Source organism: Kitasatospora sp. NPDC001159, assembly GCF_053598235.1.
Window position 1 is genome coordinate 55,653 of the sequence record NZ_JBSFJV010000001.1, and the last position, 25,591, is coordinate 81,243.

The following is a 25,591-nucleotide window of genomic DNA, read 5'->3' on the forward strand; positions in this document are numbered from 1 at the left end:
CCCTCACTCCGTACGACCTCGCACGGTCCCGCACGGCCCCGGGAACGCAAAGACCCCCCGCGCACCCGCCAGAGCCCTCCTACCCTTGCTGCCTTCCGGCCCTGGGGGGGTTCAGAGAGATGACGCCACACGAGGGGCTGACACCCACACTACCGGATCCCGGCCCCGACGATCCACAGGCCACCCCCGCCCCTCCGCCTGCGGGATAGCTGGTCGCGACCACCCCAAAACATGTACTAAGCTCTCCCTCGGAGGATTCGCCTAGAGGCCTAGGGCGCACGCTTGGAAAGCGTGTTGGGGGCAACCCCTCACGAGTTCGAATCTCGTATCCTCCGCCTCTGCCCGCCAGGGCAAGTGAAGGCCCGGACCGCTCAGCGGTCCGGGCCTTCGTCGCGCTGTGGTCTCAGTTTTGGTCTCAGTTGCAGTTTCGGGCCTGGCCAGCCACCTCGTTACTGGCGCAGTCAATCCTCACTGGCGGTGCTCTTCTGCGAGCCGGCCACCAGCACCAGGTGGGCCGTCGAGTGCAGCGCCGAAGCCCGCCTTTCAGTGGCGCAAAGTGCTGCCTGCCCTCCTCCACCCAGCGATCTAGCAGCCGATTAGGGGGCCTCCGTCAGCCGTGGATCCAGACGCCCTTCGCGGCGCTCTAGGTAGGCATTGATCCACCCCGACGCACGCACCAGCTGTCCTGTTCGAATGAGGCCGTCACCGCCTCCCGGCTACCGTGACACCGGAAGCCGCTCGGAGGGAGGCATAGGTGGCAAAAGTGGCGCACACTCTATGCAAGGGATGCAACAAGGACATACCGGCGATCCCTGACGGTACAGGAAATCTGACGATTGCTTACCACGAGGCTCCAGGCGCGGAATCTCTGTGCCCAGGAAGCGGGTCACTGGCCCCTGCGAGCGCCGCGACAGACCCAGGAGAGGGCCGGACAACACGTCCATACCCGCGCATCCGTTGCGAGGCATGCAGGCGCGAAGTGGCTGTGCGGCCAATCGGAATCCATGGACCGGGATGGCGCACAATCGGTCTCCGCCTTCCAGGGGTTTGGGCTTTCGTCACCCATGGCCCAAGACCCCGCCGCCCGGTCGGCTCTGATCGCGCCCCAATCTGTGCGAGTTCCGGAAAGCTAGTCGTCCCAGAGGCTGAGCGGGGACGGACAGAAGCCCACATTCGCGAGGCGCTGGCCAACATCGGCGAGCAGCACATGCTCAACAGGAGTGCAGACCGAGAAGACCTGGACGAGCACCGCGAATTGGTCCGTCTCGCGGCGGCCAGCGGCATCTCCTTCTCGGTGATCGTGAACGAGACCGGGTACGGGCTCAGCACGGTGGAGAAGTGGGCGAGGTACCGCCGACGGAACGCTCCCACGATTACTGACCTCGCATCCCCGCTGGGAGCACTCCGCTTGATCGGTCGCCGCCGGAAGGCGTCCACCACCAGTGGGCGCAACACCGCACAGCGCGCGGCGAGGGCCGCGATGCTGGGGCGCCTCGTGGGCATCACCTCCGAGGAGTTCGCTACGGCCACTGGCTACGGCCCAGGGACCGTCGAACACTGGTATGCACAACAGGATTGGGGCACCATCGGCCCACCAGAAGACTAAGTGATTCACGTCACACTTCTGCGGTGAGAGTAGGTCGCTGACAGCCAGAAATCCTCGCGCGTGACGCGCGCGTCGCGCGTGCACGCGCGTAACGCGCGAGAGAGGCACCCCGCCGACTGGCCGCAAGCGCGCGGCACCTGGTCGGCGCTACCGTCGTTGAACCCGCACTCGCGGAGATCAACCGCCCACACTCATATGGGGATTCACCATGCGCGTGTTCGTGCTGCTCGCCCTCGCCCCGTACGCCACCGTCCGCGTCATTACCGGCCCCATCGCTATTCCGGCACCTGACCCCTGGGGCCGCTGGCGCCGCTGGGCCGACGTGGCGACCGTCGCACTGGCGACCGGCGTTGTGACCTCGGCCGGCGAGTACATCGGGCAATTGCTAGTCCACACCCTGGGCTAATCAAGATCCGCAGGACGGGTTTCGCGAGACCCACTCATAGGCCCCGGCTGCCGGTGGTGCCGACCACGGCTAGCCCAACCACCGCCGAGGCCACGCCGCGCTCGTTCCTGAGAGCCAAGGCCACTCCGACCTGATTGGCGATGGCTCCGACCGCGTCGCAGTCGGAGCCATCGGCTCGACCCGAGCTTCCGCTCAGGCGGCATCCTCGCCTGGCTCGCGGTGCTCACTGTCCGCTCCGCCCCAGAGCAGGCCGCCGATCTTCTTGCCAACGTCATTCAACATCGGCTCGGTGATGTGCTGGTACCGCTGAGCCATGGCGGTCGAAGACCAGCCCATGATTGCCATGACGATACGCTCCGGCACGCCGAGCAGGAGCAGGACGGTCGAGGCGGTGTGGCGGGCGTCGTGAAGGCGGCCGTCTCGGATGCCGGCCTCGCGCAGGAGCCGCTTCCAGTGGTGGTATTCGGTGCTGGGGTTGAGCGGCTCACCGATCTCCGAGGTGAAGACGTAGCCCTTGTCCGTCCAGAGGTCGCGCGCGAGGGCCCGCTCGCGGTCCTGCTCCTCCTTGTGCTGCCGGAGGATCACGACGAGCTGCTCGGGCAGCGGCACCGCGCGTCGACCGGCCCGGGACTTGGTGTCCTTGGTCTCGCGGCGGATCGGCTCCTTCTGCGGGCAGAAGCCGGGCTTGCGCCCGCAGCGGTCGTCGCAGCCGTGCCGGTACTTGGGCCGCAGCCGGCCGCGCTTGACCCAGGCGACACCGCGCTTGAAGTCAACGTCCTTCCACTGGAGCCCGAGCACCTCGCCCTGACGCAGGCCGAGGGCGAGCGCGAAGATCCAGCGGGCGGAGTTGCGGCGCTTGCGCGCCGTGTCCATGAGCGCCTGGACCTCCTCGATCTCGAACGGCTCGACCTCCTCCTCTTCGAGCTTCGGGGACTTGGCGATCGTGGCCACGTTGCGGGTGAGGTGTTGGCGCCGCACGGCCTCGCCAAGGGCGACCCGGACAGTGCGGTGGGCCTGGTGGGCGGTACCGGCGGCCCCGCCGTTGGCCTGCATCTTCTTGTAGAAGCGCTCCAGGTGCTCGGGCTCCAGCTTCTCCAGGCGGTGCGCGCCGAGGCCGGGAACGAGGTGCACGCGGACGGCAACCTCGTATCCGGCGTACGTGTTCTCGCTGACGGTGCCGGGGACGATCTCGGTGATCCAGTGGGTCAGCCACTTGCCGACCGTCCACTTCTGGCCGGCCTTGGGCACGGTGCCGTCGTCGCGCAGCTTCTCCAGCTTGCGGACCTTGGCCGTGACCTCGGGCCGGGTCTTGGCACTGACGTGGCGGCGGTCAGGGGTTCCGTCGTCCTTTACGCCGACCGTGACGCGGCCGTGCCAGCGGCCGTCGCTGCCCTCGTAGATCGAGGAGTCGCCGTTGGGTTTGCGGGTCTTCGCCATCTGCGCCCCCTCAGGCCGCAAGGGCGACGTTCGAAGCGGCGGCGGCCGTGCGGGCGGCGACATACTCCTTGAGCGCCTCGGCGGGCACTCGGCGGAGGCGGCCGATCGTCACGGACGGGACTTCGCCGGAGGCGACCAGAGCGTACATGGTCGTCCGGCCGACGCCGAGACGGCGGGCGGCTTCCTCGACGGTGAGGGCGACGAGCGTCGGGTCGGCTGCACCACCGCCCTGATCTGCGATCAGGCGGAGGAGGACGCGCTCGGTAGTGCCGAGAGCGCGGGCCACCCGAGCAAGCTCCAACGGTGTTTCGGGCATGGGTGTCCTATCCCGGCGGCGCTTTCGGCTATGCGCCGCCGTTGTCGATGTTCCAGGGATGGGCGGATTCGGTTGCACGGGTCCGCGTTGTGGCCTCCGGCGTTCGTAGCGCCGGGGGCTGCGGAGGGCACGACTGGTCGAGGCTCCATGGGCTGGCAAAGCCCGTGGTCGGACTGGCGGGAGGGGACGTTAGCGGTTGATTCCGGCCGCACCAAACCACCGGACGTCCAGCATGATGTCGGTCAACATCGGATTAGCGGCAGGAGTGACGTGCGGACCCACCAGCGTGCAGTAGGTCCCCTCAAGTGGCCAGGGCCGCTGTCGGGAGCGACGGGCTATGTCGCGGCTCCCGGGTCAGCGAGACCCTAGGCGTCGGACGAGCCAGACGGAGAGCTCGACGAGCGGTAATCGTCACCGGCCTCGTCAGCCACGACACGGGTGATCATCGCGCTGATGAGTTCGGCGAGGTTCGGGTGGGCGGTGCCGTAGGCGTCGAGCGCGTCACGGGCGCTCTCCATCTCCTTGCGCGCCGCGACGGACTTCTGCCAGCTCTCGGCGAACTCGGCCAGCAGCCGCTTTACGTGAGCGTTGGCGGCGATCTCGGGCGGACCGACCAGGTTGTCCAGGGAGATGTCGAAGACCTTGGCGAAGCCGATGGCCTCGTCCAGGTTGACTCTCCGGCGAGGTTCGCCGCTCTCGATGCGCCACACCGCCGACTGGTTGAGCGGGTAGCCGGCCTCGGTCAGCCGCTCGGCGAGCGTGGCAGTACTCCACCCGCGCGCCTCGCGCTCCATCTTGATGCGCCGGGCGACGTTCTCTTCCCCTTCCAGTCGCTGTCTCAGATCCGCGCCAGCCACGATCAACCCTCCATGCATCGTCATTAAGCCCATTTGCAATGCGTCGAGCACGACGTTAACGTGATGCAAAGCGAAACGCAACTAAGCCGAACCGCATCGCGGAGCCGGGCCAGCCACCCGGCATTGCGACAACACAAAGGCCCCCGGCGCTACGAACGCCGAGGGCCGAAGCAGAACCTCGAAACCGCCCATCCCTGGAACAGTCGACAACGGAGGAACCGGGTAGCCGCCCAGCGCCTCCGAGTGAGGACACCGCTGTGGACAAGCCTACGGCCCCGCCGTCAAAGCCGTCATCCAACGACCGGCGACGGCACGACGCGTCGAACGCTCGCGTCGGCCTCACCCCCGGAGAGCCGCCGCACAACGTCGACGCCGAACAGGCGGTCCTCGGCGCCTGCATGCTGAACCACCAGGCGGTGGAGAAGGTCCGCGGCACTTTGGACGCAGGCGACTTCTACCGGCCTGCCCACGAGACCATCTGGCGCGCGATCCTGGCCCTGCGCGCCGAGGATGCGCCCACCGACCCCATCGCCCTGACCGACCACCTGCGGGGATCGGGAGCTCTCTCCCGCATCGGGGGCGCGCAGTACCTCCACAAGCTCGTCGCCGTCGCACCGCCCTCTGCCGATAACGCCGACCACTACGCGCAGATCGTGCGCCGCGACGCCCAACTGCGGACCCTGCATGCCACCGGCATCCGCACGGTCCAGCATGCGCTGACTCCGGGCGCCGACCCGGACGAGATCCGTATGGCCGTCGAGACCGAGATCCGCGCCGAGCGCGAACGCGCCCTGGCCTCCGGCAGCAGCCGTCTGTCCCGCTACATCGTCAACGGCTGGGACTTCGTCACCAAGACCGGCGCGGACAAGGAACCCTTGTGGGGCACTCGCGAACAGACCGCCTGGGCCTCCGGCGAAAGCCTGATGATCGTCGGCGCGCCGGGCGTCGGCAAGACCACCATCGCCCACCAGGTCGTCCTCGCCCGCCTCGGCCTCCAGGCCGCCGTCCTCGATCTCCCGGTCGCAGAGGGCGAGCGCGTCCTCTACCTCGCCATGGACCGCCCCCAGCAGATCGCCCGCGCCATGGCCCGCCGCATCCTGCCTGCCGACGAGGCCCACCTGCGCGACCGTCTCGCCGTGTGGCAGGGACCGCTCCCCGCCACTCTCGACAAGGAACCCGACCTCCTCGCCGAACTCGCCGCCGCCCACCGCGCCGACACCGTCGTCATCGACAGCCTCAAGGACGCGGTCAGCACCCTCGTGGACGACTCCCTGGCCGTCGCCTTCAACAACGCCCGCATGCGGGCCCTGCGCGCAGGCGTCCAGATCATGGAGCTCCACCACCAGCGCAAGGCCACCGCCGACGCGCCACGCGGCCAGCGTCCCACCCTGGACCGGGTGTACGGCTCAACCTGGCTGACCGCGGGAGCGGGCAGTGTCTTGTTCATCGCCGGAGAGGCCGGCGACCCGGCGGTCGCCATTCACCACCTCAAGACCGTGACCGGCGAGATCGGCCCACTGCCGGTCGTCCACGACCACCAGCGCGGAACCACCTACGTCGAGCCGACCCTGGACCCGGTCACCCTCCTGCGCGCCGCCACGGACGGTCTGACCGCCCGTGACCTGGCGACCGCCCTGACCGGCGAGGCCAACCCCGACCGCGCCGACATCGAGAAGGCCCGCCGTCACCTTGACCGCCTGGTCAAGAGCGGGCTGGCGGTCAAGACCGAAGGCACCGCCGGCGGCGCCGGGGGCGGCCAGCAGGCCCGTTACCGCCCCTCCGCCCGGCACATCGCCGCCGTCTCCTGACAGCCGCCGCAGCGACAGGAGTGACCGGGGACAGCACAGTGACCGAGTCCCCGGTCAGTCCGTCGTACTGACCGACCGCAGTGACCGGAGCTCCGGTCACCCCGGTGGCTGCGACCGACCGGACTGACCGGGGTGACCGCGTCGGCCAGCGGGCAGCGCCAACCGTCGCAACCAGCCCTCCGGTGAACAGGCAGACGATCGCCATCACGGGGCACCTGCCGGGCGTGGACCGCACACGGGACCGTCCACGCACGCCCTCCGCATAGGGTCCTGCGAAAGCCGTTCACATCGTCCACGCCAGGCGAAGAAACCGCAGGTAGAGCGATCACGGAGGCGCACATGCCGTCCACGCGACCCGGCGTTCACGCGCGAGCCCCCCTCTAGAAGGGGGCTCGCGTGTACGCCCCGCCGTGAACGCCCTGCCTTCAAGCAGATTTCCGAGCTTCCACCGCACCCCGTAACGTCCCCTGACCTACTCTGCATAAGACCAGGAACAGCACTGCCAGCGCATCGGCAGCTCCTGGCTACACGAGATCACCTGTGACCGAACCCAGGTCAGACCGCCGGAAGCCGGAGCAAGTTGTGGGGTAAGTCATCCTTACCCCGGCTCGCTCCTGACGGAGCAAGTTGTCGCACCGGACGGTCTCACCGCCCTCCGCACGCATCTGTCCTCGCCCAGGGGTGCGAGGACAGGCCTCGAAGCCAAGCACCAGCGGGAAGGCCACAGAGGTGCTGCGCTGCCAGGCCCGTAGGAACAGATCCCCGAGGACTCAGCTCTCGTGATCGGCGGCGATTCCCAGCACGCCGTTCGGCGACCACTCCTGCTCCAGGATCGAGTAGGTGATCGAGTCGCGCCAGGCGCCGTGGACGAAGACGTGGTCGCGGATCCGCCCGTCCTCGGTCATCCCAGCCCGCAGGAGGGTGCGTGCGGAGGCCTCGTTGAGCGGTGAGCGGGCTGCCCAGATGCGGTGCAGGCCGAGGACGTTGAAGCCGAGCGCGCACAGCAGGTGGACGGTTTCCGTGCCGAGGCCCTTGCCCCACTCGGCCGGATGGAGGGCGAAGCCGATGGTGGCGGCCTGCTGCGGCTCGGTGGCCAGGCGCGCGTAGCCGATCAGCTGGTGCTCGCCGAGCCGGGTGATGGCGAGGCAGTACTCGGTGCGCGGGGTGGCGTTCGCGGAGGCGATGGAGCGGGCGGTGATCGCCTGGACCTGGTCGCGGGTGCGGGGTTCGAAGCTGAGGTGTCGGGTGGCCTCGGGGTCGCCGTAGATGGCGAGGAGGTCGTCGGTGTCCTCGGGTTCGACTTCGCGCAGTGCCAGGCGGGGGCCGGCCAGGTGGACTGGGGTCATGGCTGCGGAGCCTATCCGTGGGGTCACCGGACGAGGACTGAGGTCGGGGTGGCGGTGAAAGCCTCGATCTCCTCCCGCAGGTCGGCCGCCGCACCGACGCGGTGGCGGCCGTCACCGTGCAGGGCGGCGTGGACGCGCTGGGCGCTGCTGACGATGCCGAAGTTCCGCTGCTCGATGGGGAGGTCGAGCACCGGGCGGACTGCCTCGGCGGCACCTTCGATCTCGCCTCGGGCGATGCGGGCGAGGGCGAGGTCGGTCTGGGCGCCGGCCTCGTCGCCGAAGGCCCACTCGTCCTCGGAGGCGTCGCGGTAGGCGGCGACGGCGGCCTCGGACTGGCTCTCGCCGAGCGCGGCGTCCTCGCCGAGCTGCACGGTGGCCTCGGCGACGTAGTAGAGCTGCCGGGGCACCGGGAAGGTCATGATGCCACCGAAGGCGTCGAGGTCATCGGGTTCGACGGCCGCACGGGCGTCGTCCGCCTGCTGGATGGCGGTGCGCGTGGCCTCACCGTCGCCGAGGAGGGAATGGGCGCGGGCGGAGAGACAGGCCAGCCAGACGCTGGTGGTGCCGCGGACGTCACCGGCCACGCTCTGCCCGAGGGCGGCGTAGTCGGCGGCCTCGCCGGGGCGGCCCGCCCAGTAGGAGATGAGCGACTGGAGCGAGCGGACCCAGGCGCGCATGGCGTGGTGGTCGGCGTTGTCGGCGCAGACGAAGGCGGTACGGGCCTGCATCATCGCGGCGCTTGGGTTGCCCAGGTCGTGGCTGGCCTTGGCGAGCATGCCGGAGGTGACTCCGGCGAGCAGGTACAGGTCGCGGGCCTGCAGGGGCTTGACGCGGCCGTGTTCGAGGAGGTGGAAGGTGAGGTCCTGCACCTCGACCAGGTCGCCGAGCAGGGTCGGCAGCGCCAGCCTGGGGTAGGCGACGGTCAGTCGCCGCACCTCGTCGTGGATCTGTCCCAGGGTCTCCGGGCCGATGCTGCTGCCCTCCGCCATCGCGGTGAACCGAAGTGCACGACGAGCCGCCATTGCGACCTGCCTTTCCAATTCCGTGGTGCCCGCGTCGAAGCGGGTCTCGCTGTTGGACGGGCCGCCGGCAGGCGGCACCGCTGCCTGCTCGGAGGGGAGAAGGACAGGGGCCAGCCGTGGCGGCGGAACGACGAACGAGCCGGCGACCGCAGGCGCCGGCAGGGAAGCGGCCGGCGCAGGCGCGAGGAGCACGCCGACGCTGACGCCGAACATCGCCTCCAGGACCCGGCACTGGTCCGGGTAAGGGCGGGTCTTCACTGCGCCGCCGTACCAGCGCTCGAACTGCCGCTTGGAGACCGACAGGCCGCGAAGCCGGGGGTCGTTCTCCTGCTCGGCGGCCGAGTTGGCCGTCGCCTCGAACCGGAGACGGAAAGTCTCGTAGACCTGCCAGTGGCGCTGCAGCGTCAAGACCCTTAATAGCGTGGGGGTTTCGGCCACCGCAGATCCTCTCCGTTCCCGTTCGTCTGCTCTGACGATAGCCATGGTCCGTCGGCAGGAAACCCGTCAGGAGGGCTCTCGGGCCAGATGGCGGCAGCCATGACGGTGGTCATGACGCACGACGTCGTCGGCCACGCCAACCAGCGCCCGATGGCGACGCCACCATGACGGCAGCGACGTCGTATCGATGCCTCACCGCCCGCCGCCATGCTGACGACACTTCGCAATCCGCGCACAAGTGACAGCGAAGAGTGAGATCGGGGCGGCTTGCAGCACCTGCCGATCACCCCGTCCAGCACCACGGGCGCACCGCCCCGCGGCCGGCAATGGGAGAGATCCGATGGACAACGCCACGACCCGACGCACGGAGGAAGCGCAGTCCCCGGCGGATAGCAAGGCGAGCGCAACTGCTGAAGAGGACCGCGCCACTCGCGCCAGGCGCCGTCCGGGTCTGACCATCCGCACGTTCAGGGTCGCGCAGGACGGAACCCGCTACGACGACTCCGGCATGATCACCGCCAACCCGGGCCCCGACGAGTACGTCGCCCGAATCGAGGTCTGGCCCGACTGCGCCTGCCCGCGACACCGCGCCAACTGATCCGCCAACACTCCACGCTCACCACAGGAAGGGAACACCTCATGTCCCTTGAACAGCTCGCCGGGAAGACCATCCTGGTCACCGGGGCTGGCGGCCTGATCGGCAGCCGCATCACGGGCCAGCTCCGCCAACTTGGCGCACGCGCCATCTCGGTGTGCAAGCTCGACGCCTATCCGCCCGAGGTGTACCGCGAGCGCTTCGGCATCGACACCTTCAACCCGGACTTCATCGTCGGCGACATCGCCGAACCGGGCCTGATGAACCGAGTGATCACCGAATGCGACTACGTGATCCACGCCGCCGCGCTGGCCGACGTCGCCGCCTGCACGCGCCGGCCGCTGGACGCCATCGACACCAACATCATCGGCACCCCGCACGTCCTCGACGCCGTCGCCGCCTCCACACGGGTGCAGCGCATGGTCTTCGTCTCCTCGGCCAGCGTCTACGGCAACGGCAGCCCGCGGTTCGTCGAGGACGCGGCAGTCGCGCCGGTGTCGGTGTACGGGAACAGCAAGGTCTGGGGCGAGTACCAGACCGCCGCCGTGCTCGGGGAGGCCAGTCGCTCCTACGCGATCGTGAGGTACTTCTCGGTCTACGGTGAACCGCAGGTCGTGAAGGAGAACAGCCACTCCTGGGTGGTCGCCTGGTTCGCCATGCGGGCGGCACTCGGCCTGCCGCTGCAGCTCAACGGTGGTGGCCACCAGATCCGTGACCTGGTCCACGTCGACGACATCGCCACCGGCACCCTGCACGCGCTGACCTCGCCCCGCGCGCACAACGAGACGGTCAACATCGGCACCGGCACCGGGACGTCGATCCGGCAGGTCGCCGATCTGGTCCGCGCTCACTACCCCGACACGCAGCTCGTGGAGACGCCGATGCCGCCCGGCGACCCTGAGGGCGGGTACGCCTCCGTGGAGCGGATGGAGGAGCTTTTGGGCTGGCGGCCGGCGACCACCATCGAGGAGGGCGTCGCCCGGTACGTGGCCTGGCTGCGGGCGAACCCCGGCGCGATCCCGGATTGGATGCGCCGGGCGGCTGCGGCCTAGATGATCGGGGGCCGGCCGAGCCGGGTCATGGTCCACACCGTGCGCCAGCGCATCGGCTTGCGCCGACCGCACGGTGTGCGCCAGCCCTCGGCGAAGCCGGAGAACCACGCCTTCAGCCCGGCCGCATTCCGCGTGCGGGCGACCGTGAGCGCCACCCACACGCCGAGGTAGACCGGCACCAGCACAGCGGGCAGGTGCCGGCGCGCGAGGTACACGCGGTTGCGGGCGTTCACCCGGTAGAAGAACGCGTGCCGGGTCGGGCTGGTCCGCGGGTGCTGCAGCAGCAACTCCGGCGCGTACAGCACTCGCCAGTCCGCGTCGAGCGCCCGCCAGGCCATGTCGGTCTCCTCGTGCGCGAAGAAGAACGCGTCCGGCCAGTCCCCGACCTGCGCCAGCATCTTCGTCGACAGTCCGTGGCCGCCGCCGAGGAAGCTGGTCACCTCGCCACCGCGCATCGGATCGCCGGCCCGCAGCCGGGGAACGTGGCGGCGCTGGGTCAGCCCGGTCTCGTCGGCGATCCGAAAGGAGACGATGCCCAGCCGGGGGTCGGCCTCGTACAGGGCCTCGATCCTCGCGAACACGTCGTCGGCGACCAGAAGACCGTCGTCGTCCAGGTCGATCACCACGTCCACGTCACGCAGGTGCTCCAGCGCCACGTTCCGGCCGCCGGTCACCCCGAGGTTCTCGGCCAGCTCGACGCCCTCCACCCACGCCGGTAGCTCCGGCAGGGGGCAACCCTGGGCAACCACCACGGCCCTCGCGGCCGGGACGGTCTGCATCTCCACCGAGGCCAGCAGCTCGGCCAGTTCCTTCGGCCGCGTGCCCATGGTCAGAACCGCCACGCCCAGCTTCAAGCCCACCGAACCCATCCCTTCGGGGAAACAGACATGGCCCAACGAACACACCGCTCGGGCGCCGCGTCGCTCAGAGAACTCGCCGAGAACCGGATGCTTCCGGACCACCAGGTCATGGACCAATCCACACTGACCTGGATCACCGGGATGCGGCCCGAGGTCTCCGCCGCGCCGCCCACCCTGCCACACCCGCCGCTCATGCTGGTACCGGACGTCACCTGGTTCGCGGAGCCCCGGTGCGCCGACTCGGTCCACGGCGTCCGGCACAACGCCCGCGTCTCGCTGCTCTCGTCGGTCCTCGCCCAGGAGTACGGGCTCGACCGCGACCACAGAGCCGCGCTGTGCGTCGCCGCAGCCGTCCACGACTGCCAGCGCCACAACGACCGGGACGACCTCGGCCACGGCCTGCGGGCAGCTGCATGGTTCACCCGCAACCAGGCCGCCGTCACCGGCCTGGTCGGCCGGGAGCTGCCGCAGGACGCCCTCACGCAGGCCGCTACCGCCATCAGCCTCCACGACGTGCCGTACGAGCGCTTCACCGTGCAGCAGAACCGCGTCTACCAGCGAGCACCGCACCTGATCGACCTACTCAAGGCCGCCGATTGCCTGGACCGCTACCGGCTCCCCCTCGCCCGCTGGTGGCCCGACCCGTCCCACCTGCGGCTCGTGCCGCCCGCCTGGCTCCACGCCGTCGCCCACGACCTGGTCGTCCGCAGCGAACAGGCCCGCCTCGACGGCGCCAGCAACCACGGAGCGCTCATCCACGCCCGCCAGATCCTCGACCCCACCTGCTAGAAGGAGGCCGCGCCATGCACGCCGAATGGGATAACGCCCACACCGACCACACCACCACCCCCACCCGCCCCGGACCCGTCGGCCTCACCGAGACCGAAGCCGACTGGCGATCCCACCTCGAACACGACACCCCCAACGGCTGGCTCCTACGCGGCAACGCCATGACCGAGACGCTCGTCTCCAGCCGCCCCATCCACCTGATGCACACCACCGTCGCCCTCGACGCCATCCGCGCCAGCGGACACCTCTACGCCTCCAGCGGCTGCCTCGTGGCCGCCCTCTACTGCGCGCCCCTCACCCCGGAACCCGCCGGTCTGCGCCCCCACAACCTCGGCTCCTACCTCCTGGAGACCAAGAAGCACACCCGCACCCTTGTCTTCGAGATCACCCCCGACGCCCCGGCCCCACCCAAGGGCATCAACTACCTCCGCCTCGGCGCCATCCACCTGCGGACCTACTTCACCCACCGCAGCTTCCTCACCGAGCACGAGGACGCCAAGCTCCGCCGCGCCGCCCTGCAACGCATCCAGGCTGCGGCGCCCTTCCTCGACACTGCCCTCGCCAACGCCACCGGAACACCAACGCCGGACACCGACTTCATCGACCAACTCGCCGCCACCGTGCCAGCATTCCCGTTCCTCGGCTACCTCTACTTCGAGGTGCTCTCCGAGTACCTGATGCTCCACTCCACCAGCCACGAGACCAAGGCCTACGCAGAGCTGGGGGAGATGAACAACCGCCTCTACAAGCAGCTCGCCTTCACCGCCGTCCAGGGCATGGACAAACTCTTCGACCTATCCCGCTTCAACCCAGGACACGACCGCCTCCTTGACCTCGTCGGCCAGATCGAGACCGGCCTGACCGCCGGAGTCGCCCAGTACACGAGGAGGCGCCTGTCGCACCTGTTCGCCACCGTGGCGCTCGCCCCCGGTCAGGACGCGGCCTCCTTCACCCTCCACCACTCGGACTTCGACACTCTCACCAAAGCGGCGCCGGGGTTGCTGGGACAGCTCGTCTTTCGCGACCTACGGGTCATCGACCGCTACCCGCAGCTCTACCTCGCCTTCGAGCAGGCCAAGGCCATGGAGGCATGGGCCTATTGGAACACCGAGGGCGTCCCCGCCCCGTTCAACGGGACGGTCCCGAAGGGCGAGATCGGCATCAACCCCGCCTACCCACGAGCCAACTGCGCGATGTGGGTCGCTGAGACCTGCGACCGAGGTCTCCTTCACCCGGTCGAACAGCTCGACGTTCAACTCCTCCCGCGCCTCGCCGAGTTGTCGATGACCGCCATGCGCAGAGACGAAACGGGGAAGGCAGCAGGGCACCGCCGGTAGCGTGGATCAGAGGTCCGTTTGGCTTCGCGTCGGTCGCCGCGCCGAACAGGTGCTCAAGGTGCCTCCCAGCCAGCAGATGCAGTCCCTCGGCATCGTCCAACAGGGCACCCCCATCCTCAATCACCCGGCCGAGCCGTTCGACCTGCCGACCGAGGGCACCGCCGCCCAGACCGTGGTCGACGAACTGTTCACCGCCCTCGACCGGATCGGCCGCGTCCACTCCTTCGCCAAGGGCATGGGCCTCGCCGCCCCACAGATCGGTATCCCCCGCGCCGCTGCCATCGTCCTGCTACCTGCGCGGGACCTGCAGCGACCTGCGCCCTCAATCCTGGGTTAAGCCCGCCAGCGGCAGTGATCATCGCTACGGTGAAACTCGCAAGGTTTGATCCTCGGTACCGGGTCTTGTAGGGGATGTCATGGGCAAACGTCGCGGCTTCTTCGCGGAGATGAACTACCAGGCGCAGCAAGCGGAGAAGCGCCGACGCCAGCAGCAGGCCGCCGCCCATCGTGCTCATCTTGCAGCGCAGCGCCAAGCCGAACACGCCATGAGGGCATACGAACGCGCGCAGGTGGCGGCGGCGAGAGCCTCTGCCGCCGAGAAGAAGGCCGCGGAGCGTGAGGCTGCGCGACTCCATGTGGAGTCCAGGCTCGCCGAAGTCGAGTCCATGAACACCGATCTGGCCAGCGACCTTGCCGACATCGACAGTCTGCTTGCGTGGACCCTGGGCATAGACGACTTTGTCGATCTCGAATCATTGAAGATCTCGAAGGTCGAGCATCCTCCGTTCATTCCTCGTGGCCTGGCTGTCCCTGCGCCCAAGGTTACAGAGCCGCACTACGCGCCTGAGCCCGTGTATCAGGAGCCGACCGCACCCAGCGGACTCTCAGCCATGCTTGGCGGCAAAAAACGGCACCAACAGGCCATCGAGGAAGCCCGGGCCGCCTTTGAAAACGCGCATGGCTACTGGGAGCGCACCAGGAATGCTGTCCACAGCAGCTACCTCAAGGAAATGGCCCGCCGCGAGAGGTTGGAAGCCAAGCGCGTGGCGGAACTATCTGCCGCCGAGGAGAAATACAAGCAGGAATGCGAAAAGCGCGAGGCTGAGGCGTCGGCTCACAACGCCAAGGTCAGTAAGCTCATCAACGACCTTGCCTTCGATGTCGAATCCGCGATCCAAGAATACGTCGGCATCGTCCTGTCCAACTCGGTCTACCCCGAGGTCTTCCCGGTCGAGCACGACCATGCGTTCAATCTCGCATCCCGCGAACTCACGCTTACAGTCAGCGTTCCAGAGCCCTCAACCATACCCGCGGTGAAGGCGTACCGATACGTGAAGGCGAAGGACGAGATTGCCTCAACTGACCTGCCCGTTCGCGAAAAGAAGGAGCGGTACGCGAACGCGGTCTGGCAGGTCGCAGTTCGCAGTCTCCACGAAGTCTTCGAGGCCGACCGCGCCGGCAAAGTCCACTCGATCGCGCTGACGGTCGGCGTCGATACGATCGACCCCGCCACCGGCCGCCCAACCACTGTTCCTCTTGTCATCGTTGCCGCGGACCGCGAGACCTTCAACAGCTTCGATCTGGCCAAAGTGATCCCCCAGGCCACGTTGCAGCACCTCGGTGCCGCAATGTCGAAGTCGCCATTCGGCCTGGTCAAGGCTGACACCAGTCGCGGCATCCGCGTTCGAGGGCAGTGACAGTGCGATTCAACCCACCGCCGGGGTGGCCCACGCCGCCCGAAGGTTGGACTCCCCCGCCAGGATGGAAGCCTGACCCGACCTGGCCGACCCCACCACCTGGCTGGCACCTCTTCGTGCCCGACGACGAGTCCGAATCGGACAACGACTTCGACGAGTCCGCGACCGCGCCAACCACCGAGGCTCCCACGGACCCGGCGCAAGGGTCACCGGGAACTGGGCCAGACCAGACATCTGCCATCCCACCGACTCTGCCACCGTTCCGCGGAGTCGACCCCGCGCCACTGTTGGCCCGTATCGCCGATCTCGAAGCGGCACTCGCCGCCGCACAGAGTGGCGCCGACGTGATCGATCTCAGCGACCAGCGCGCTTTGCAGGACGTCGGCATCTACCGCTACCACCATCCTCTGGAGAACGCGGCGGCCTACAAAGACCGGCTGCGCAGTCTCGAAGGCCAGATCGACGACGTCATCAAGAGCAGCCGCGCGATCCTCGCCGCAGACATGTTCACGTTCGACGGATCTCTAGCCCGAGGACGGAAACTTGTCGGCGATCTGTCCAAGCTGATGCTGCGGGCCTACAACGCCGAGGCCGACAACTGCGTACGCTCGCTGAGGTCAGGGAACGTGCGCACCGCGCAGAAGCGGCTGGAGTCGGCGGTCACGGCGGTCGAGAAGCTCGGGGCAATCATGGAGATGCGGATCAACCCCGAGTATCACGCTCTGCGAGTCGCTGAGCTCGAGCTGACTGCTGACTTCCAGATGAAGGTGCAGGAAGAGCGCGAACACGCCCGCCAGGAGCGCCAGCTTCTCCGCGAACAGCGCCGGGCTGAGCAGGAGTTGGCCGCAGAGAAGGAGCGACTCGAGAAAGAACGAGCGCACTACATCAGCGTCCTGGCATCCCTCCGCGCCAACGGCGACGACACCGCCGCCACCGAACTCTCCGGCCGACTCGCTGACATCGAGAAAGCCATCGCAGCCAACGACTACCGCATCGCGAACATCCGCGCCGGCTACGTATACGTCATCTCGAACATCGGCGCCTTCGGTCCGAACATCGTCAAGATCGGCATGACCCGCCGCCTCGACCCGATGGACCGCGTCCGCGAGCTCGGCGACGCTTCAGTGCCGTTCCGGTACGACGTCCATGCCTTGTTCTTCTCCGAGGACGCCGTGGCACTGGAGTCCGAACTCCATAAGGCGTTCGCCGATCGACGGGTCAACTTCGTCAACGCTCGACGCGAGTTCTTCTTCGCCACACCATCCGAGGTCCGAGCTCTATTGGCAGACAGGGTAGGCGGCCTGCTTGAGTTCACGGAGGAACCCGCGGCTCTCGAGTACTTTCAGAGCCGCAGCCGCTGGCCGCAGCAGAGCTAAATGTGAATCGTGGGGAGCGCGTTGGGGGCAACCCCGCACGAGTTCGAATCTCGCATCCTCCGCCATGGCCGACCAGCCATAACGAAGGCCCCGACCGCTCAGCGGTCGGGGCCTTCGTCGTTCCGTAGTTGCAGTTACTACTGATCCCCAGGATGGCCGGAGCCGCACCAGCGATTCAGTCGGAGGCATCCGGGTCAGTTAGCTCGCCGAGAGTGATCAGCACCAGTGCGGCCTTGCACGCGGTGCTCTCGGGCGGCAGCCTCACTCCCTACCCATGAGTTGGGCCAGCAGCGCGACCACTGCAGTCGCCCCCACCATGGCGAACCCGAGGGTCGGTGCGCGCACGATGAGAACGACAGCGAGGATGCCCACCAGGAGGAGGACGACGGTGCGGACACTGAGCTGTTCCATAGGACTTGCCTTCCGTCGGTGACCGGCCTACTGCCGTTGCCACAGCCAGCGTGGGTCACCGGCAGCTGCCGCTGACGGCCCCGGACAGTCCCTGACGACATTGGCCAACCGGGGCCGCGAGCGCGCGGCCTGTGACAGAGTCTGACAATGGCCGGCGCCGTCGAGTGCCGGGCTGACGACTTATGAACTCTGCCCCGGGGGAGGAACCGTGAGTGCTCAGTTGTGGACGAGGCCGGACCTCTCCCATCAGCCCTGTCTGGAAAAGCTGAACGGCGATCTCCACGACCTCAGACTGGACGCGGGGCTCCCGTCCGCACGGGGCATCCGGGATCGGATCGGCAAGGACACTCAGGGCTTCTGGATCGTCAACCACCAAGCGGTCCTGGATGTCTTCCAGAAGACCGACCTGCCGCCGCTAGGCCGCCTCGACCTCATCGTCCGCGCCCTTGCCGAGATCGCCCGCCATGATGACGACACTGTGGCCGACCGGTTCAAGGAGCTGTGGAAGCTGGCCGTCAGCGAGACGGTCGCCCAGGCGCACGCAAGCCTCCAGGACGACAACACGGAGCCCGGCGAGGAAACAGACAACGACACGCAGGGCGACGCCGCATTGGAATCGCTGAAGTCCCTGATCATCAATGCGGCGCAGTCGCTGTGGGACGACAAGGACGCACTCAGGGTCTTCCTCGGCGTGGTTCGCCGTAGCGATGGATTCGCCAGGATGGCGGACGCGCTGGAGGAGCACCGCCCGGCGAATGCGACGTTCTACGGGGTGCAGAGCCACGAGTTCGAGGTGGCCCGCTCCCCCGCACGTCGGGAACTCATCGCTGTGCAACGCTGCCTCGAAGAGCACCGGCTCAAACACCATTGGTCCTTCACTGAGCTGGAACACCAGACAGGGATCTCGGCGGACAGATGGATCCGCTGGTACACCCATGACGAGCTGCCCGACCGCGAAGCGCTGATCGCCTTCTCCAACGCGGCGCACCTGCAATTGGAGGACCACACGCTGCTGCTGGGGCTCTGGAGCACGGCCCGTGAGGCTCTGGAGCGACAGCTGCGCTTCGACTCCCTACCGTCGGACATCGGCTTTGACGAAGCGTGGGCGATGCGACCCTCAGCGGTACCACGACTGTGGGCGCTCGCAGGTGTCGGAGGCGACCCCCTCTCCGCCCACGGTCCCGATCTAGCAGCCGGATCCACTCCCGCCTTCACCATTGCCGGACCAGCTGGATCGGGGCGCTCCACCGCGCTGACGACCGTCGCGCGCTCCTTGCTGGCGGGCGGCACGCGGCTCCTCCTAGTAGCGCCACGACCTTCCCCGCTGCGCGAACTGGCGGAGCGGCCGTCTGTGCTGGGTTGCCTCGTCCAGGACGACATCGAACGTCAGGAACTTGAGGAGGTGTTGGACACGGCTACGCGGGACGACCCCGTGGTGGTGGTGATGGACGACGCCGAAGTGCTGGCGGACTGCGGTGCGTCCCGTGTGCTGAGGCGACTGCTCCAAAACGGATCCAGCGAAGGTGCAGCTCTGGTCGCAGCCGGCGACGAGCGGGAGATCGACCACAGCATGAAGTGGCTGAGCGAACTGACCAAGGCGCGCCGGGGCCTCCTACTCGCACCGCAGGCCAACACGTCCGGCAAGTTGATCGGCAGCGCCTCGGCAACCTCTCTCGTCGGCGTATCGTCCACCCCAGGCCGCGGCTGGCTGCACCTCGGCGACGGCGACCTCATGGCTGTGGCCGTTCCCCGGTAGCCGGCCCCTCTGCAAGCGCGCCACCGCGCCGGACGCCTGCTGCAGCACCATCGCCTGAAGATCAGCCTGGGCCTATGCCCATGCCCACGGCGGCACCGCCGTGCCGGCCAGAGGCCGATGGCGGGTGGTCTCATTTCTGGTCTCATTCATTGCCGTCCGCCGAGGTTCAGCCGATAGCCCCAGACTCGCTCCGCCACAGGTCAGAACGGGTATGAACGCCCCCGAACAGTGCTGAGCAGAATTGGAAAGCGTGTTGGGGGCAACCCCTCACGAGTTCGAATCTCGTATCCTCCGCCTTCGCGAAGGCCCGGACCGCACCAGTGGTCCGGGCCTTCGTCGTTTCGCGATCTCGACCTCCGCAGCAGTTGGCCCGCCCGCCTCAGTTGCCGGCGCCCAACCGCCGGGCCAGCACTCGGCCGCGTTCGGCCTGCACCGCTCCGGCCTTCCCAGCCGCGTAGCGGAGCAGGCCGAACGGCGCGTGCAGCCGCAGCGTGTCGACCACCACAGAGCCACCGCCGTCCCGCGCGGTGACGGCGAAGCGGTAGTCCATCCGCACGCCACCAGGGCTGACCACCTCGCCACTGACCGTCGCCTCGCCCGGCAGCCGGGCGCTCTCGGTGCGCAGGGTGACCTGGATGATGTTGTCGTGGCTGACCAGTCCGAGGAACCGGAACCGCTCGACGGCCGCGTAGTGTGTCACCCCGCCCTCGCACCGCACGTCCCGCACGTCCACGAGCAGCGGGGAGAGACCGATGTAGTTCTCGGGCTCCGCAAGATGTGAGAGCACAGCGGCGGGGGTCGCCGCAATGTCGTAGCTGCGGCTCAGTTCGGTGCTGGGCACGTCCAACTCCCCCTGTCCGGTCCGAATCCGGTCATCGTCGTGGACCGGGAACGATCGGTGGATGATCGCACCATCCTGCTGGCTCCGCCAAGCCATCGCGGAAAGCTCCTCGACATGGGCCGGATCAGGGGGCTCAGCGGAAGCGCATTGGGGACACCCCCTCACGAGTTCGAATCCCGGATCCTCCGCCAGCTCAACCGTTGGCCCGGACCGCATCGCGGTCCGGGCCAACGTCGTCCTCCGTCTCGGTCGGCCCCGCCCCGCCAAGGTAGGCATGGTCAGTGTGCGGACGCCAGAAGCCGTCGCACCGCCGTCGGCGTGTGGCCCAGGTACTGGCGCATGGTCCGGGTCAGATGAGCCTGGTCGGCATAACCGAGGTCGGCGGCGAGGGTGCTGAGGCTCTGTTCGCCGACCTCCAGGCGGTCGAGGGCCCTGCCGATACGGACGCGGTGGCGGTAGCGAGTCACCGACACACCAAGCTCACGCGGGAACGCCCGGCTCAGCCGGTAGGGAGAGACGCCGAGCAACTCGGCCAAGGAGAACAGCGTGTCCGAGGCCGGGTCTCCTTCAGTGATCGCCTCGCGGGCCGCTGCCACGAGGTCCCGGCCGTGTCGGGCGCACGCTCCGGCGATCGGTGTTCGTCCGGTCGTGATCCGGCCGATGGCGGTCGACAGGAGAGCCAGCAGTTCCTCGGAGAGCGCGTAGTCGACATCTCCCGACTCAGCAGCGGCGAGGAGGCGACGGTGGGCCAGGTCCAGGCGCGGGTCGACGTAAACCGTCCGCGCGGCCTGCCCCGCGACGTCCCCGGCCAGGGAGCGCCACAGCTTCGGCGTCACGCTGATCGCCGTACAGAGATCACCACCGCCGGGGTGGGCGAAGCTCTCCTCCTCGGCCGGGGCTCCCACATAGGCCAGGGTCGCGTCGATGTCGGCGGGCACGCCAGCCGCCATCCTGCGGAACCGCCCGCGGCGCACGAGCACCACGCGGTAGTCGTCGCGAACTTCCGGTACCGACCAGCGAGTGTGGTCGTCGCGGCAGGCCACCGCGCTGATGCCGAAGTCGGGACGGGTGGCGACGGGAACGGCGGTGAGCACCCTTCGAACGCTACGCGGCCGGTCTGACAGCCGCGCAAGGATGTTCAAGACGGGGGCCTGTCGCGGGGGGCACGCTGGCGGGGTGCGAGGGCCGTTCCCTTCGCGCCTCGTCCAGCACCGACACTCAGGAGTTATCAGGATGCCTGTTCTCAAGCAGCTCAGCACGGTCGTCATCGACTGCGCTGATCCGGCCGCGCTCGCCGCGTTCTACCAGAAGGCCACCGGGCGGGAGATCACCTACAGCGACCAGGACTTCGCGTCCCTGGGCGACGGCACCCCGGTCCAGCTCGCCTTCGTCCGCGTCGAGGGTCACCAGGCGCCGGGCTGGCCCGACGGCGCCAAGTACATGCACCTCGACTTCACCGTCACCGACCTGGACGGCGCGACCGAGGAACTGCTCGGCATCGGAGCTTCCCGCCCCGCGTTCCAGCCGGGCGACGGCCAGTGGATCGTCCTCACCGACCCCGAGGGCCACCCGTTCTGTCTCACCGCCGACACCACTGGCAACTGAGCACCCCCACAGCGAGGAGACCCACCCATGGCGTCCATCCACCGCGACATCCTGATCGACGACACTCCCGAAAACGTCTGGGCCGCTGTCCGCGACTTCGGTGAGGTCCACAAACGCCTCGCGCCGGGCTTTGTCACCGGCACCCGCGTCGAGGGCGACATCAGGATCGTGACCTTCGCGAGCGGCACCGTGGTGCACGAGCTGATCGTCGACATCGACGACGAGGCCCGGCGCATCGCCTACTCGGTGATCGGCGGCTCCCTGAAGCCCAAGCACCACCACGCGTCCATGCAGGTCGTCAGCGACACCGAGAACCGCAGTCGCTTCGTCTGGATCACCGACGTGACACCGGACAGCCTCGGGGAGCCCATCGCCGAAATGGTCGACCAGGGCATCCGCGTGATCAAGCGCACCCTGGATCGAGAAGCCACCCCGGCCCACTGATCAGCAGGCCGTCGACACTCGGCACAGTTGCAGTTTCGGTTGCATTCACCCTCGTACAGCAGTGTCCGAAACCTGGCGAACGAGCCGCTCCGCCGCAGGTCAGGACGCCTAGGGCCGCCACCGGACAGCCGGGCGAACATTTGGAAAGCGTGTTGGGGGCAACCCCTCACGAGTTCGAATCTCGTATCCTCCGCCGGCAGAAGGCCCGGACCGCACCAGTGGTCCGGGCCTTCGTCGTTTCGCGATCTCGACCTCCGCAGCAGTTCGCCCGCCACCTGCCCGCCAGGGCAGCTCGAAGGCCCAACCGCTTCAGCGGTCGGGGCCGACGTCGTCTCTGGTCTCGGTTTGGTCTCCGTTGTGCCCGACCGGACATGCCCGGGACTTACACGACCTGATGACAGGTCCCACGGCCGGTCCCTTCGCCCCGGGTTTCCGTTCCTGGTTGCGTTCACCCTGTCCGACCACGTCCCGAAGCCTTCCCGGCGCGCTGGTGTTATCCCAACCCTCATCCGGGGGCGCTCCTCATGGACCGTCAGGGTGCGGTGAACGAGGCTGGCGGTACGAAATCGACGGCCGCCGGGGCGGCCCGCACCAGGGGGACGACCGCCATGCGCACAGTGAGAATCGGGAAGCGGGACAGGGGCCGGGCCGGGTCGCTCACCGCCCTCGCGGAGGTCGTCACCACCTGCCGTCGCGTCGTGGTCTCCCTGGTCCTGGCGTGCGTCGCGATGGTTCTGCTACCCGCGGGTCCCGCCGCGGCCAGCCCCGCGGATCTCACGACCAGCGAGGTCTCCTTCGCTGGGGCCGGTGGCGTCGAGTTGCACGGAACGGTCGTGGCACCTGCTTCGCAGGGCGCCACCGCGCGCCACCCGGGCCTGGTGATGCTGTCCGGAGCGGGGCCCGGCGGACGGGCGGAACTGCGGACCGCCGCGGAGGCGTACGCACGTCACGGTGTGGTCACCCTGATCTATGACAAGCGGACGACCGGGTACTCGATGGTCCACCGGGACTACTCGCTGCTCGCCGACGACGCCCTCGCCGGCCTCCATCTCCTCCGGGAGCGGCCGGACGTCGACCGCGACAGGGTCGGGCTCTGGGGCCTGTCCGAGGGAGCATGGCCGGCCTCCCTGGCCGCCAGTCGCTCCGCCGACGTGGCGTTCCTGATCACCGCCGGCGCGGTGGGGCTCACCCCCGCCCGGCAACAGGCATGGTCCTACGGCGAGTTCCTCAGTCACCAGCGGGTGTCCGGCTCCCTGCTGAATGCCCTTCAGGACACTTCCACCCGGCAACTGGTCGGCGCGGGACTGTTCCCGCAAGCTGACTACGACCCGGTGCCCGCCTGGGAAGGCGTGCACCAGCCCGTCCTGGCCCTCTGGGGGGAGCTCGACCGCGAGGCCGCACCCGCGGAGAGCGCCCAGATCATCCGGCAGGCGCTGGACCGGGGTGGCAACACTCACTACACGATCCACTTCGTCCCAGCGGTTCGCCACAACCTGCACCTGACCGACGGCGACGGCTTCGACCGGCCGTCAGCGCTTCCGGCCGACTACGCCGGCTACGAGGCGTCCTGGATTCAGCGGCTGAGTGACAGCGAAGGCCTTCCCCCGGTCAGCATCGACCCCGCTCCGCATCAGGACCAGCAGAGCCGGACACTGCCCCCGCTGAGCTGGTACGAGTCGTCCTGGCTCCAACTGGTGGCCATCGTGCTGTTCGCCGCCGGGTTCGCCGGTTACCCGCTGGTCGGTGCCGTGCGCAGGCTCCTCGGTGGCCGAACCCCCGCGCCGCTGGGCCGACCGGCCCGCTGGCTCGCCGGAGCCGGGCTGGCCGCCACGACAGGAGCGGTCGGCTACCTGCTCTTCTGCGTGATCACAGCGGCCAACATGCTGGGACCAGTGCTCCTGGGCCGACCGGCGGTCTGGCTCGCCGTCCAGTGCCTGGCCGTTGTCACTGTCATCGCAACCGCGTGGACCGTGGTCACATGGCGGCGCACTCGGCCTGTGCTGTCACCGCTGGAGCAGACCCGGCTCGGCCTTCTACTGGCCGCCGGCGCGGTGTTCGTCCCCTGGGCGGCCTACTGGGGTCTCCTCCTGCCCTGACAGCCCCTGCGTGCGCCCTCTCACCTCGCTACCCGCTCTGGTTGCAGTTCTGGTTGCATTCACGCCAGTCCGGCACCGTCCGACTACCGCAGGGCGAGCTGCTTCGTACCAGGCCAGGACCCCTGCGACCGCCCGCGAACAACCGGACGAACAGTTGGAAAGCGGTGGGGGCAACCCCTCACGAGTTCGAATCTCGTATCCTCCGCCTTTGCCCAGTAGGGCAGTCGAAGGCCCGGGCCGCTCAGCGGTCCGGGCCTTCGTCATGTCGTGGTCTCAGTTTTGGTCTCAGTAGTCCGCCCGGTTCTCACCGAACGGCGGGAAACACCGGGCGCTTCACGGAGTCGGCGCGACGGCGAGCAGGCCGGTGGCGCGGTCCGCGGTGAGTACGCCGAGGATGTAGCCGTCCTCGTCGACGACGGGCCAGACCGCCAGGTGCTTGATCCGCATCGTGAGCGCGGCCAGGGCCAGGCCCATGGTCGGCCAGGCGAACGGGCCGCGCTGGTGCGAGGTGATGCTGATCGTGGCCAGCTCGGTGTACCAGGAACGGGTCAGGAACGGACGGAGTCCGGCGCGGGTGACCAGCCCCTCGCACCGGCCGTCGTGGTCGCGGACGAGCAGGTACTCGACGTCGGCGCTGCGGAAGACGTCGTTGGCCTGGTCGACGGTGCTGTCGTCGGTTATCTGGTAGTCGCAGGGTTCCATGGCGTCGGCGACCGTGAGGCCGTGGCTGCGCCGTGCCGACTGCGGGGAGGGAGAAGTGGACAACGGCGTTCACCGTTCCCGTCTCTGGCTGCCCGCCGGGGGCTGCCGGGCTGTCCTTCACCCAGAACGAAGCCGGAACGGGTACCGGAATGCGGCATGCCCTGGATGCCTACGACTCTACTCCCGTGGCGAGCGGCCCGGAGGAGACCGCTGCGGAGTAGCGTGGGAGACAACCGAGGACATTCCGCACATCGGCATCAGCGCCGACGTCGCCCTGGGTCGTGATGGGTCCCTCGTGGACCGGACGGGCGGCTTCGCATGATGCCGATTCCTTTCCCCACCTCTTCCTCTTCCGGGCCGTGGTCGGTGCCCGGCACCCCGCTGCTGCCGCGGCTGGAACTGGAGCCGACGATGTCGCGGGACGGTGTCTTCGACGGCGCCTGGTGGCCCCGCTCGAACCACGTGCTCGCCGAACTGCCGGACCTGATCACCGCGCTCGGCGCCCACTTCGGGCGCATCGTCCGGGTCGGCCTCGACACCACGGCCTGGGACGGCGTGCCCCGGTCCGTCGCGGCGAACGGCCTGACGATCAGGATCAACTGGTTCGCCGGCAGCGACGCGACGGTCAGTGTCACCCGGGGCTTCCAGGACCACTTCCTGCTGCTGGTGGTGCCGCCCGGCACCAACCCGGCGACGGCCGCTTCGGCGATGGCCGGCGCCTCGGCGACCGGGAACCACACCCCAGCGGCAGAACTCCTGCTCGGCTGAGCGGTCCGGCACCGCTATGCCCGCCC

The 25,591-nt window shown here is 68.5% G+C and carries 24 protein-coding genes, 1 tRNA gene and 1 other RNA gene; 15 read left to right on the forward strand and 11 right to left on the reverse strand.

Annotated features, from left to right (window positions below; genetic code table 11):
* Positions 1-45: 45 nt before the first annotated feature.
* Positions 46-142, reverse strand: an RNA gene (gene ffs, locus ACWC9T_RS00315) — signal recognition particle sRNA small type.
* Positions 143-250: 108 nt separating this feature from the next.
* On the opposite strand from ffs, the gene ACWC9T_RS00320 reads away from it, so the two are divergent.
* Together ACWC9T_RS00320 and ACWC9T_RS00325 are read left to right on the forward strand one after the other, a co-directional pair.
* Positions 251-335: transfer RNA gene (locus ACWC9T_RS00320), tRNA-Ser, on the forward strand.
* Positions 336-1,814: 1,479 nt separating this feature from the next.
* Positions 1,815-2,012, forward strand: a complete 198-nt coding sequence (locus ACWC9T_RS00325; protein WP_449818839.1) for a hypothetical protein — start codon at positions 1,815-1,817, stop codon at positions 2,010-2,012.
* A gap of 192 nt (positions 2,013-2,204) precedes the next feature.
* Here the strand turns inward: ACWC9T_RS00325 and ACWC9T_RS00330 are convergent, their stop codons facing one another.
* The 3 genes from ACWC9T_RS00330 to ACWC9T_RS00340 all read right to left on the reverse strand — a co-directional run bounded on the left by ACWC9T_RS00330 (position 2,205) and on the right by ACWC9T_RS00340 (position 4,673).
* Positions 2,205-3,449, reverse strand: coding sequence for a tyrosine-type recombinase/integrase (locus ACWC9T_RS00330; protein ID WP_449818840.1), 1,245 nt, complete (start codon positions 3,447-3,449; stop codon positions 2,205-2,207).
* A 10-nt stretch (positions 3,450-3,459) separates the two neighbouring features.
* Entirely contained in the window at positions 3,460-3,765 is a 306-nt protein-coding gene (locus tag ACWC9T_RS00335) for a helix-turn-helix domain-containing protein (protein WP_449818841.1), read from the reverse strand.
* Between the two features lie 365 nt (positions 3,766-4,130).
* Positions 4,131-4,673, reverse strand: a complete 543-nt coding sequence (locus ACWC9T_RS00340) for a helix-turn-helix domain-containing protein (protein ID WP_449818842.1) — start codon at positions 4,671-4,673, stop codon at positions 4,131-4,133.
* A 206-nt stretch (positions 4,674-4,879) separates the two neighbouring features.
* Here ACWC9T_RS00340 and ACWC9T_RS00345 point away from each other — a divergent pair, with 206 nt between their 5' ends.
* Positions 4,880-6,430: a DnaB-like helicase N-terminal domain-containing protein gene (locus ACWC9T_RS00345; protein ID WP_449818843.1), complete on the forward strand. Its 1,551-nt coding sequence runs from the start codon at positions 4,880-4,882 to the stop codon at positions 6,428-6,430.
* A 770-nt stretch (positions 6,431-7,200) separates the two neighbouring features.
* On the opposite strand, the gene ACWC9T_RS00350 is transcribed toward ACWC9T_RS00345, so the two are convergent.
* On the reverse strand, positions 7,201-7,776 hold the full coding sequence (locus ACWC9T_RS00350) for a GNAT family N-acetyltransferase (RefSeq protein WP_449818844.1): 576 nt from the start codon (positions 7,774-7,776) through the stop codon (positions 7,201-7,203).
* Positions 7,777-7,799: 23 nt separating this feature from the next.
* Positions 7,800-9,206, reverse strand: a complete 1,407-nt coding sequence (locus ACWC9T_RS00355) for a hypothetical protein (RefSeq protein ID WP_449818845.1) — start codon at positions 9,204-9,206, stop codon at positions 7,800-7,802.
* Between the two features lie 370 nt (positions 9,207-9,576).
* Between ACWC9T_RS00355 and ACWC9T_RS00360 the strand changes: the two genes are divergently transcribed.
* Both ACWC9T_RS00360 and ACWC9T_RS00365 read left to right on the forward strand, forming a co-directional pair.
* Positions 9,577-9,834: a hypothetical protein gene (locus ACWC9T_RS00360; protein ID WP_449818846.1), complete on the forward strand. Its 258-nt coding sequence runs from the start codon at positions 9,577-9,579 to the stop codon at positions 9,832-9,834.
* 41 nt (positions 9,835-9,875) lie between these two features.
* Positions 9,876-10,883 (forward strand): NAD-dependent epimerase/dehydratase family protein, encoded by a 1,008-nt coding sequence (locus ACWC9T_RS00365; protein WP_449818847.1) that lies wholly within the window; start codon positions 9,876-9,878, stop codon positions 10,881-10,883.
* Here the strand turns inward: ACWC9T_RS00365 and ACWC9T_RS00370 are convergent.
* Positions 10,880-11,710 (reverse strand): glycosyltransferase family 2 protein, encoded by an 831-nt coding sequence (locus tag ACWC9T_RS00370; protein WP_449819020.1) that lies wholly within the window; start codon positions 11,708-11,710, stop codon positions 10,880-10,882. The two genes, ACWC9T_RS00365 and ACWC9T_RS00370, sit on opposite strands and share 4 nt — an antisense overlap.
* 60 nt (positions 11,711-11,770) lie before the next feature.
* Here ACWC9T_RS00370 and ACWC9T_RS00375 point away from each other — a divergent pair, with 60 nt between their 5' ends.
* The 5 genes from ACWC9T_RS00375 to ACWC9T_RS00395 all read left to right on the forward strand — a co-directional run bounded on the left by ACWC9T_RS00375 (position 11,771) and on the right by ACWC9T_RS00395 (position 16,942).
* The gene (locus ACWC9T_RS00375; RefSeq protein WP_449818848.1) at positions 11,771-12,532 is read left to right on the forward strand and encodes a hypothetical protein; all 762 of its coding nucleotides are present in this window, start codon (positions 11,771-11,773) and stop codon (positions 12,530-12,532) included.
* Positions 12,533-12,546: 14 nt separating this feature from the next.
* On the forward strand, positions 12,547-13,869 hold the full coding sequence (locus ACWC9T_RS00380; RefSeq protein WP_449818849.1) for a hypothetical protein: 1,323 nt from the start codon (positions 12,547-12,549) through the stop codon (positions 13,867-13,869).
* Between the two features lie 58 nt (positions 13,870-13,927).
* Positions 13,928-14,206, forward strand: a complete 279-nt coding sequence (locus ACWC9T_RS00385) for a peptide deformylase (protein WP_449818850.1) — start codon at positions 13,928-13,930, stop codon at positions 14,204-14,206.
* Positions 14,207-14,285: 79 nt separating this feature from the next.
* Positions 14,286-15,566 (forward strand): hypothetical protein, encoded by a 1,281-nt coding sequence (locus tag ACWC9T_RS00390; protein ID WP_449818851.1) that lies wholly within the window; start codon positions 14,286-14,288, stop codon positions 15,564-15,566.
* Between the two features lie 287 nt (positions 15,567-15,853).
* Positions 15,854-16,942 (forward strand): DUF4041 domain-containing protein, encoded by a 1,089-nt coding sequence (locus ACWC9T_RS00395; RefSeq protein ID WP_380612921.1) that lies wholly within the window; start codon positions 15,854-15,856, stop codon positions 16,940-16,942.
* A gap of 261 nt (positions 16,943-17,203) precedes the next feature.
* On the opposite strand, the gene ACWC9T_RS00400 is transcribed toward ACWC9T_RS00395, so the two are convergent.
* A complete protein-coding gene (locus ACWC9T_RS00400) occupies positions 17,204-17,353 on the reverse strand; it encodes a hypothetical protein (protein ID WP_181442628.1) in 150 nt (49 codons plus the stop codon).
* A gap of 208 nt (positions 17,354-17,561) precedes the next feature.
* Here ACWC9T_RS00400 and ACWC9T_RS00405 point away from each other — a divergent pair, with 208 nt between their 5' ends.
* The gene (locus tag ACWC9T_RS00405; RefSeq protein WP_449818852.1) at positions 17,562-19,109 is read left to right on the forward strand and encodes a hypothetical protein; all 1,548 of its coding nucleotides are present in this window, start codon (positions 17,562-17,564) and stop codon (positions 19,107-19,109) included.
* A 379-nt stretch (positions 19,110-19,488) separates the two neighbouring features.
* Here ACWC9T_RS00405 and ACWC9T_RS00410 read toward each other — a convergent pair whose 3' ends face one another.
* A complete protein-coding gene (locus ACWC9T_RS00410; protein WP_449818853.1) occupies positions 19,489-19,950 on the reverse strand; it encodes an SRPBCC family protein in 462 nt (153 codons plus the stop codon).
* Between the two features lie 278 nt (positions 19,951-20,228).
* Entirely contained in the window at positions 20,229-21,044 is an 816-nt protein-coding gene (locus ACWC9T_RS00415) for a helix-turn-helix domain-containing protein (protein WP_449818854.1), read from the reverse strand.
* Positions 21,045-21,183: 139 nt separating this feature from the next.
* Between ACWC9T_RS00415 and ACWC9T_RS00420 the strand changes: the two genes are divergently transcribed.
* The 3 genes from ACWC9T_RS00420 to ACWC9T_RS00430 all read left to right on the forward strand — a co-directional run bounded on the left by ACWC9T_RS00420 (position 21,184) and on the right by ACWC9T_RS00430 (position 24,095).
* Entirely contained in the window at positions 21,184-21,555 is a 372-nt protein-coding gene (locus ACWC9T_RS00420; protein ID WP_449818855.1) for a VOC family protein, read from the forward strand.
* A gap of 27 nt (positions 21,556-21,582) precedes the next feature.
* Positions 21,583-21,999, forward strand: a complete 417-nt coding sequence (locus ACWC9T_RS00425; protein ID WP_449818856.1) for an SRPBCC family protein — start codon at positions 21,583-21,585, stop codon at positions 21,997-21,999.
* A 608-nt stretch (positions 22,000-22,607) separates the two neighbouring features.
* On the forward strand, positions 22,608-24,095 hold the full coding sequence (locus ACWC9T_RS00430; RefSeq protein ID WP_449818857.1) for an alpha/beta hydrolase family protein: 1,488 nt from the start codon (positions 22,608-22,610) through the stop codon (positions 24,093-24,095).
* Positions 24,096-24,428: 333 nt separating this feature from the next.
* Here the strand turns inward: ACWC9T_RS00430 and ACWC9T_RS00435 are convergent, their stop codons facing one another.
* The gene (locus ACWC9T_RS00435; RefSeq protein WP_449818858.1) at positions 24,429-24,860 is read right to left on the reverse strand and encodes a CBS domain-containing protein; all 432 of its coding nucleotides are present in this window, start codon (positions 24,858-24,860) and stop codon (positions 24,429-24,431) included.
* A 258-nt stretch (positions 24,861-25,118) separates the two neighbouring features.
* Between ACWC9T_RS00435 and ACWC9T_RS00440 the strand changes: the two genes are divergently transcribed.
* Positions 25,119-25,565 carry a DUF5994 family protein gene (locus ACWC9T_RS00440; RefSeq protein ID WP_449818859.1) on the forward strand — a complete coding sequence of 149 codons (447 nt, stop codon included), beginning with the start codon at positions 25,119-25,121 and terminating at the stop codon, positions 25,563-25,565.
* Positions 25,566-25,591: the final 26 nt, after the last annotated feature.

Coding starts and splice junctions, on each gene's coding strand:
- ACWC9T_RS00420 (WP_449818855.1), top strand. CDS start 21,184: ATGCCTGTTCTCAAGCAGCTCAGCACGGTCGTCATCGACTGCGCTGAT.
- ACWC9T_RS00365 (WP_449818847.1), top strand. CDS start 9,876: ATGTCCCTTGAACAGCTCGCCGGGAAGACCATCCTGGTCACCGGGGCT.
- ACWC9T_RS00440 (WP_449818859.1), top strand. CDS start 25,119: ATGCCGATTCCTTTCCCCACCTCTTCCTCTTCCGGGCCGTGGTCGGTG.
- ACWC9T_RS00325 (WP_449818839.1), top strand. CDS start 1,815: ATGCGCGTGTTCGTGCTGCTCGCCCTCGCCCCGTACGCCACCGTCCGC.
- ACWC9T_RS00380 (WP_449818849.1), top strand. CDS start 12,547: ATGCACGCCGAATGGGATAACGCCCACACCGACCACACCACCACCCCC.
- ACWC9T_RS00400 (WP_181442628.1), bottom strand. CDS start 17,353: ATGGAACAGCTCAGTGTCCGCACCGTCGTCCTCCTCCTGGTGGGCATC.
- ACWC9T_RS00360 (WP_449818846.1), top strand. CDS start 9,577: ATGGACAACGCCACGACCCGACGCACGGAGGAAGCGCAGTCCCCGGCG.
- ACWC9T_RS00370 (WP_449819020.1), bottom strand. CDS start 11,710: ATGGGCACGCGGCCGAAGGAACTGGCCGAGCTGCTGGCCTCGGTGGAG.
- ACWC9T_RS00425 (WP_449818856.1), top strand. CDS start 21,583: ATGGCGTCCATCCACCGCGACATCCTGATCGACGACACTCCCGAAAAC.
- ACWC9T_RS00335 (WP_449818841.1), bottom strand. CDS start 3,765: ATGCCCGAAACACCGTTGGAGCTTGCTCGGGTGGCCCGCGCTCTCGGC.
- ACWC9T_RS00390 (WP_449818851.1), top strand. CDS start 14,286: ATGGGCAAACGTCGCGGCTTCTTCGCGGAGATGAACTACCAGGCGCAG.
- ACWC9T_RS00375 (WP_449818848.1), top strand. CDS start 11,771: ATGGCCCAACGAACACACCGCTCGGGCGCCGCGTCGCTCAGAGAACTC.
- ACWC9T_RS00430 (WP_449818857.1), top strand. CDS start 22,608: ATGCGCACAGTGAGAATCGGGAAGCGGGACAGGGGCCGGGCCGGGTCG.
- ACWC9T_RS00350 (WP_449818844.1), bottom strand. CDS start 7,776: ATGACCCCAGTCCACCTGGCCGGCCCCCGCCTGGCACTGCGCGAAGTC.
- ACWC9T_RS00330 (WP_449818840.1), bottom strand. CDS start 3,449: ATGGCGAAGACCCGCAAACCCAACGGCGACTCCTCGATCTACGAGGGC.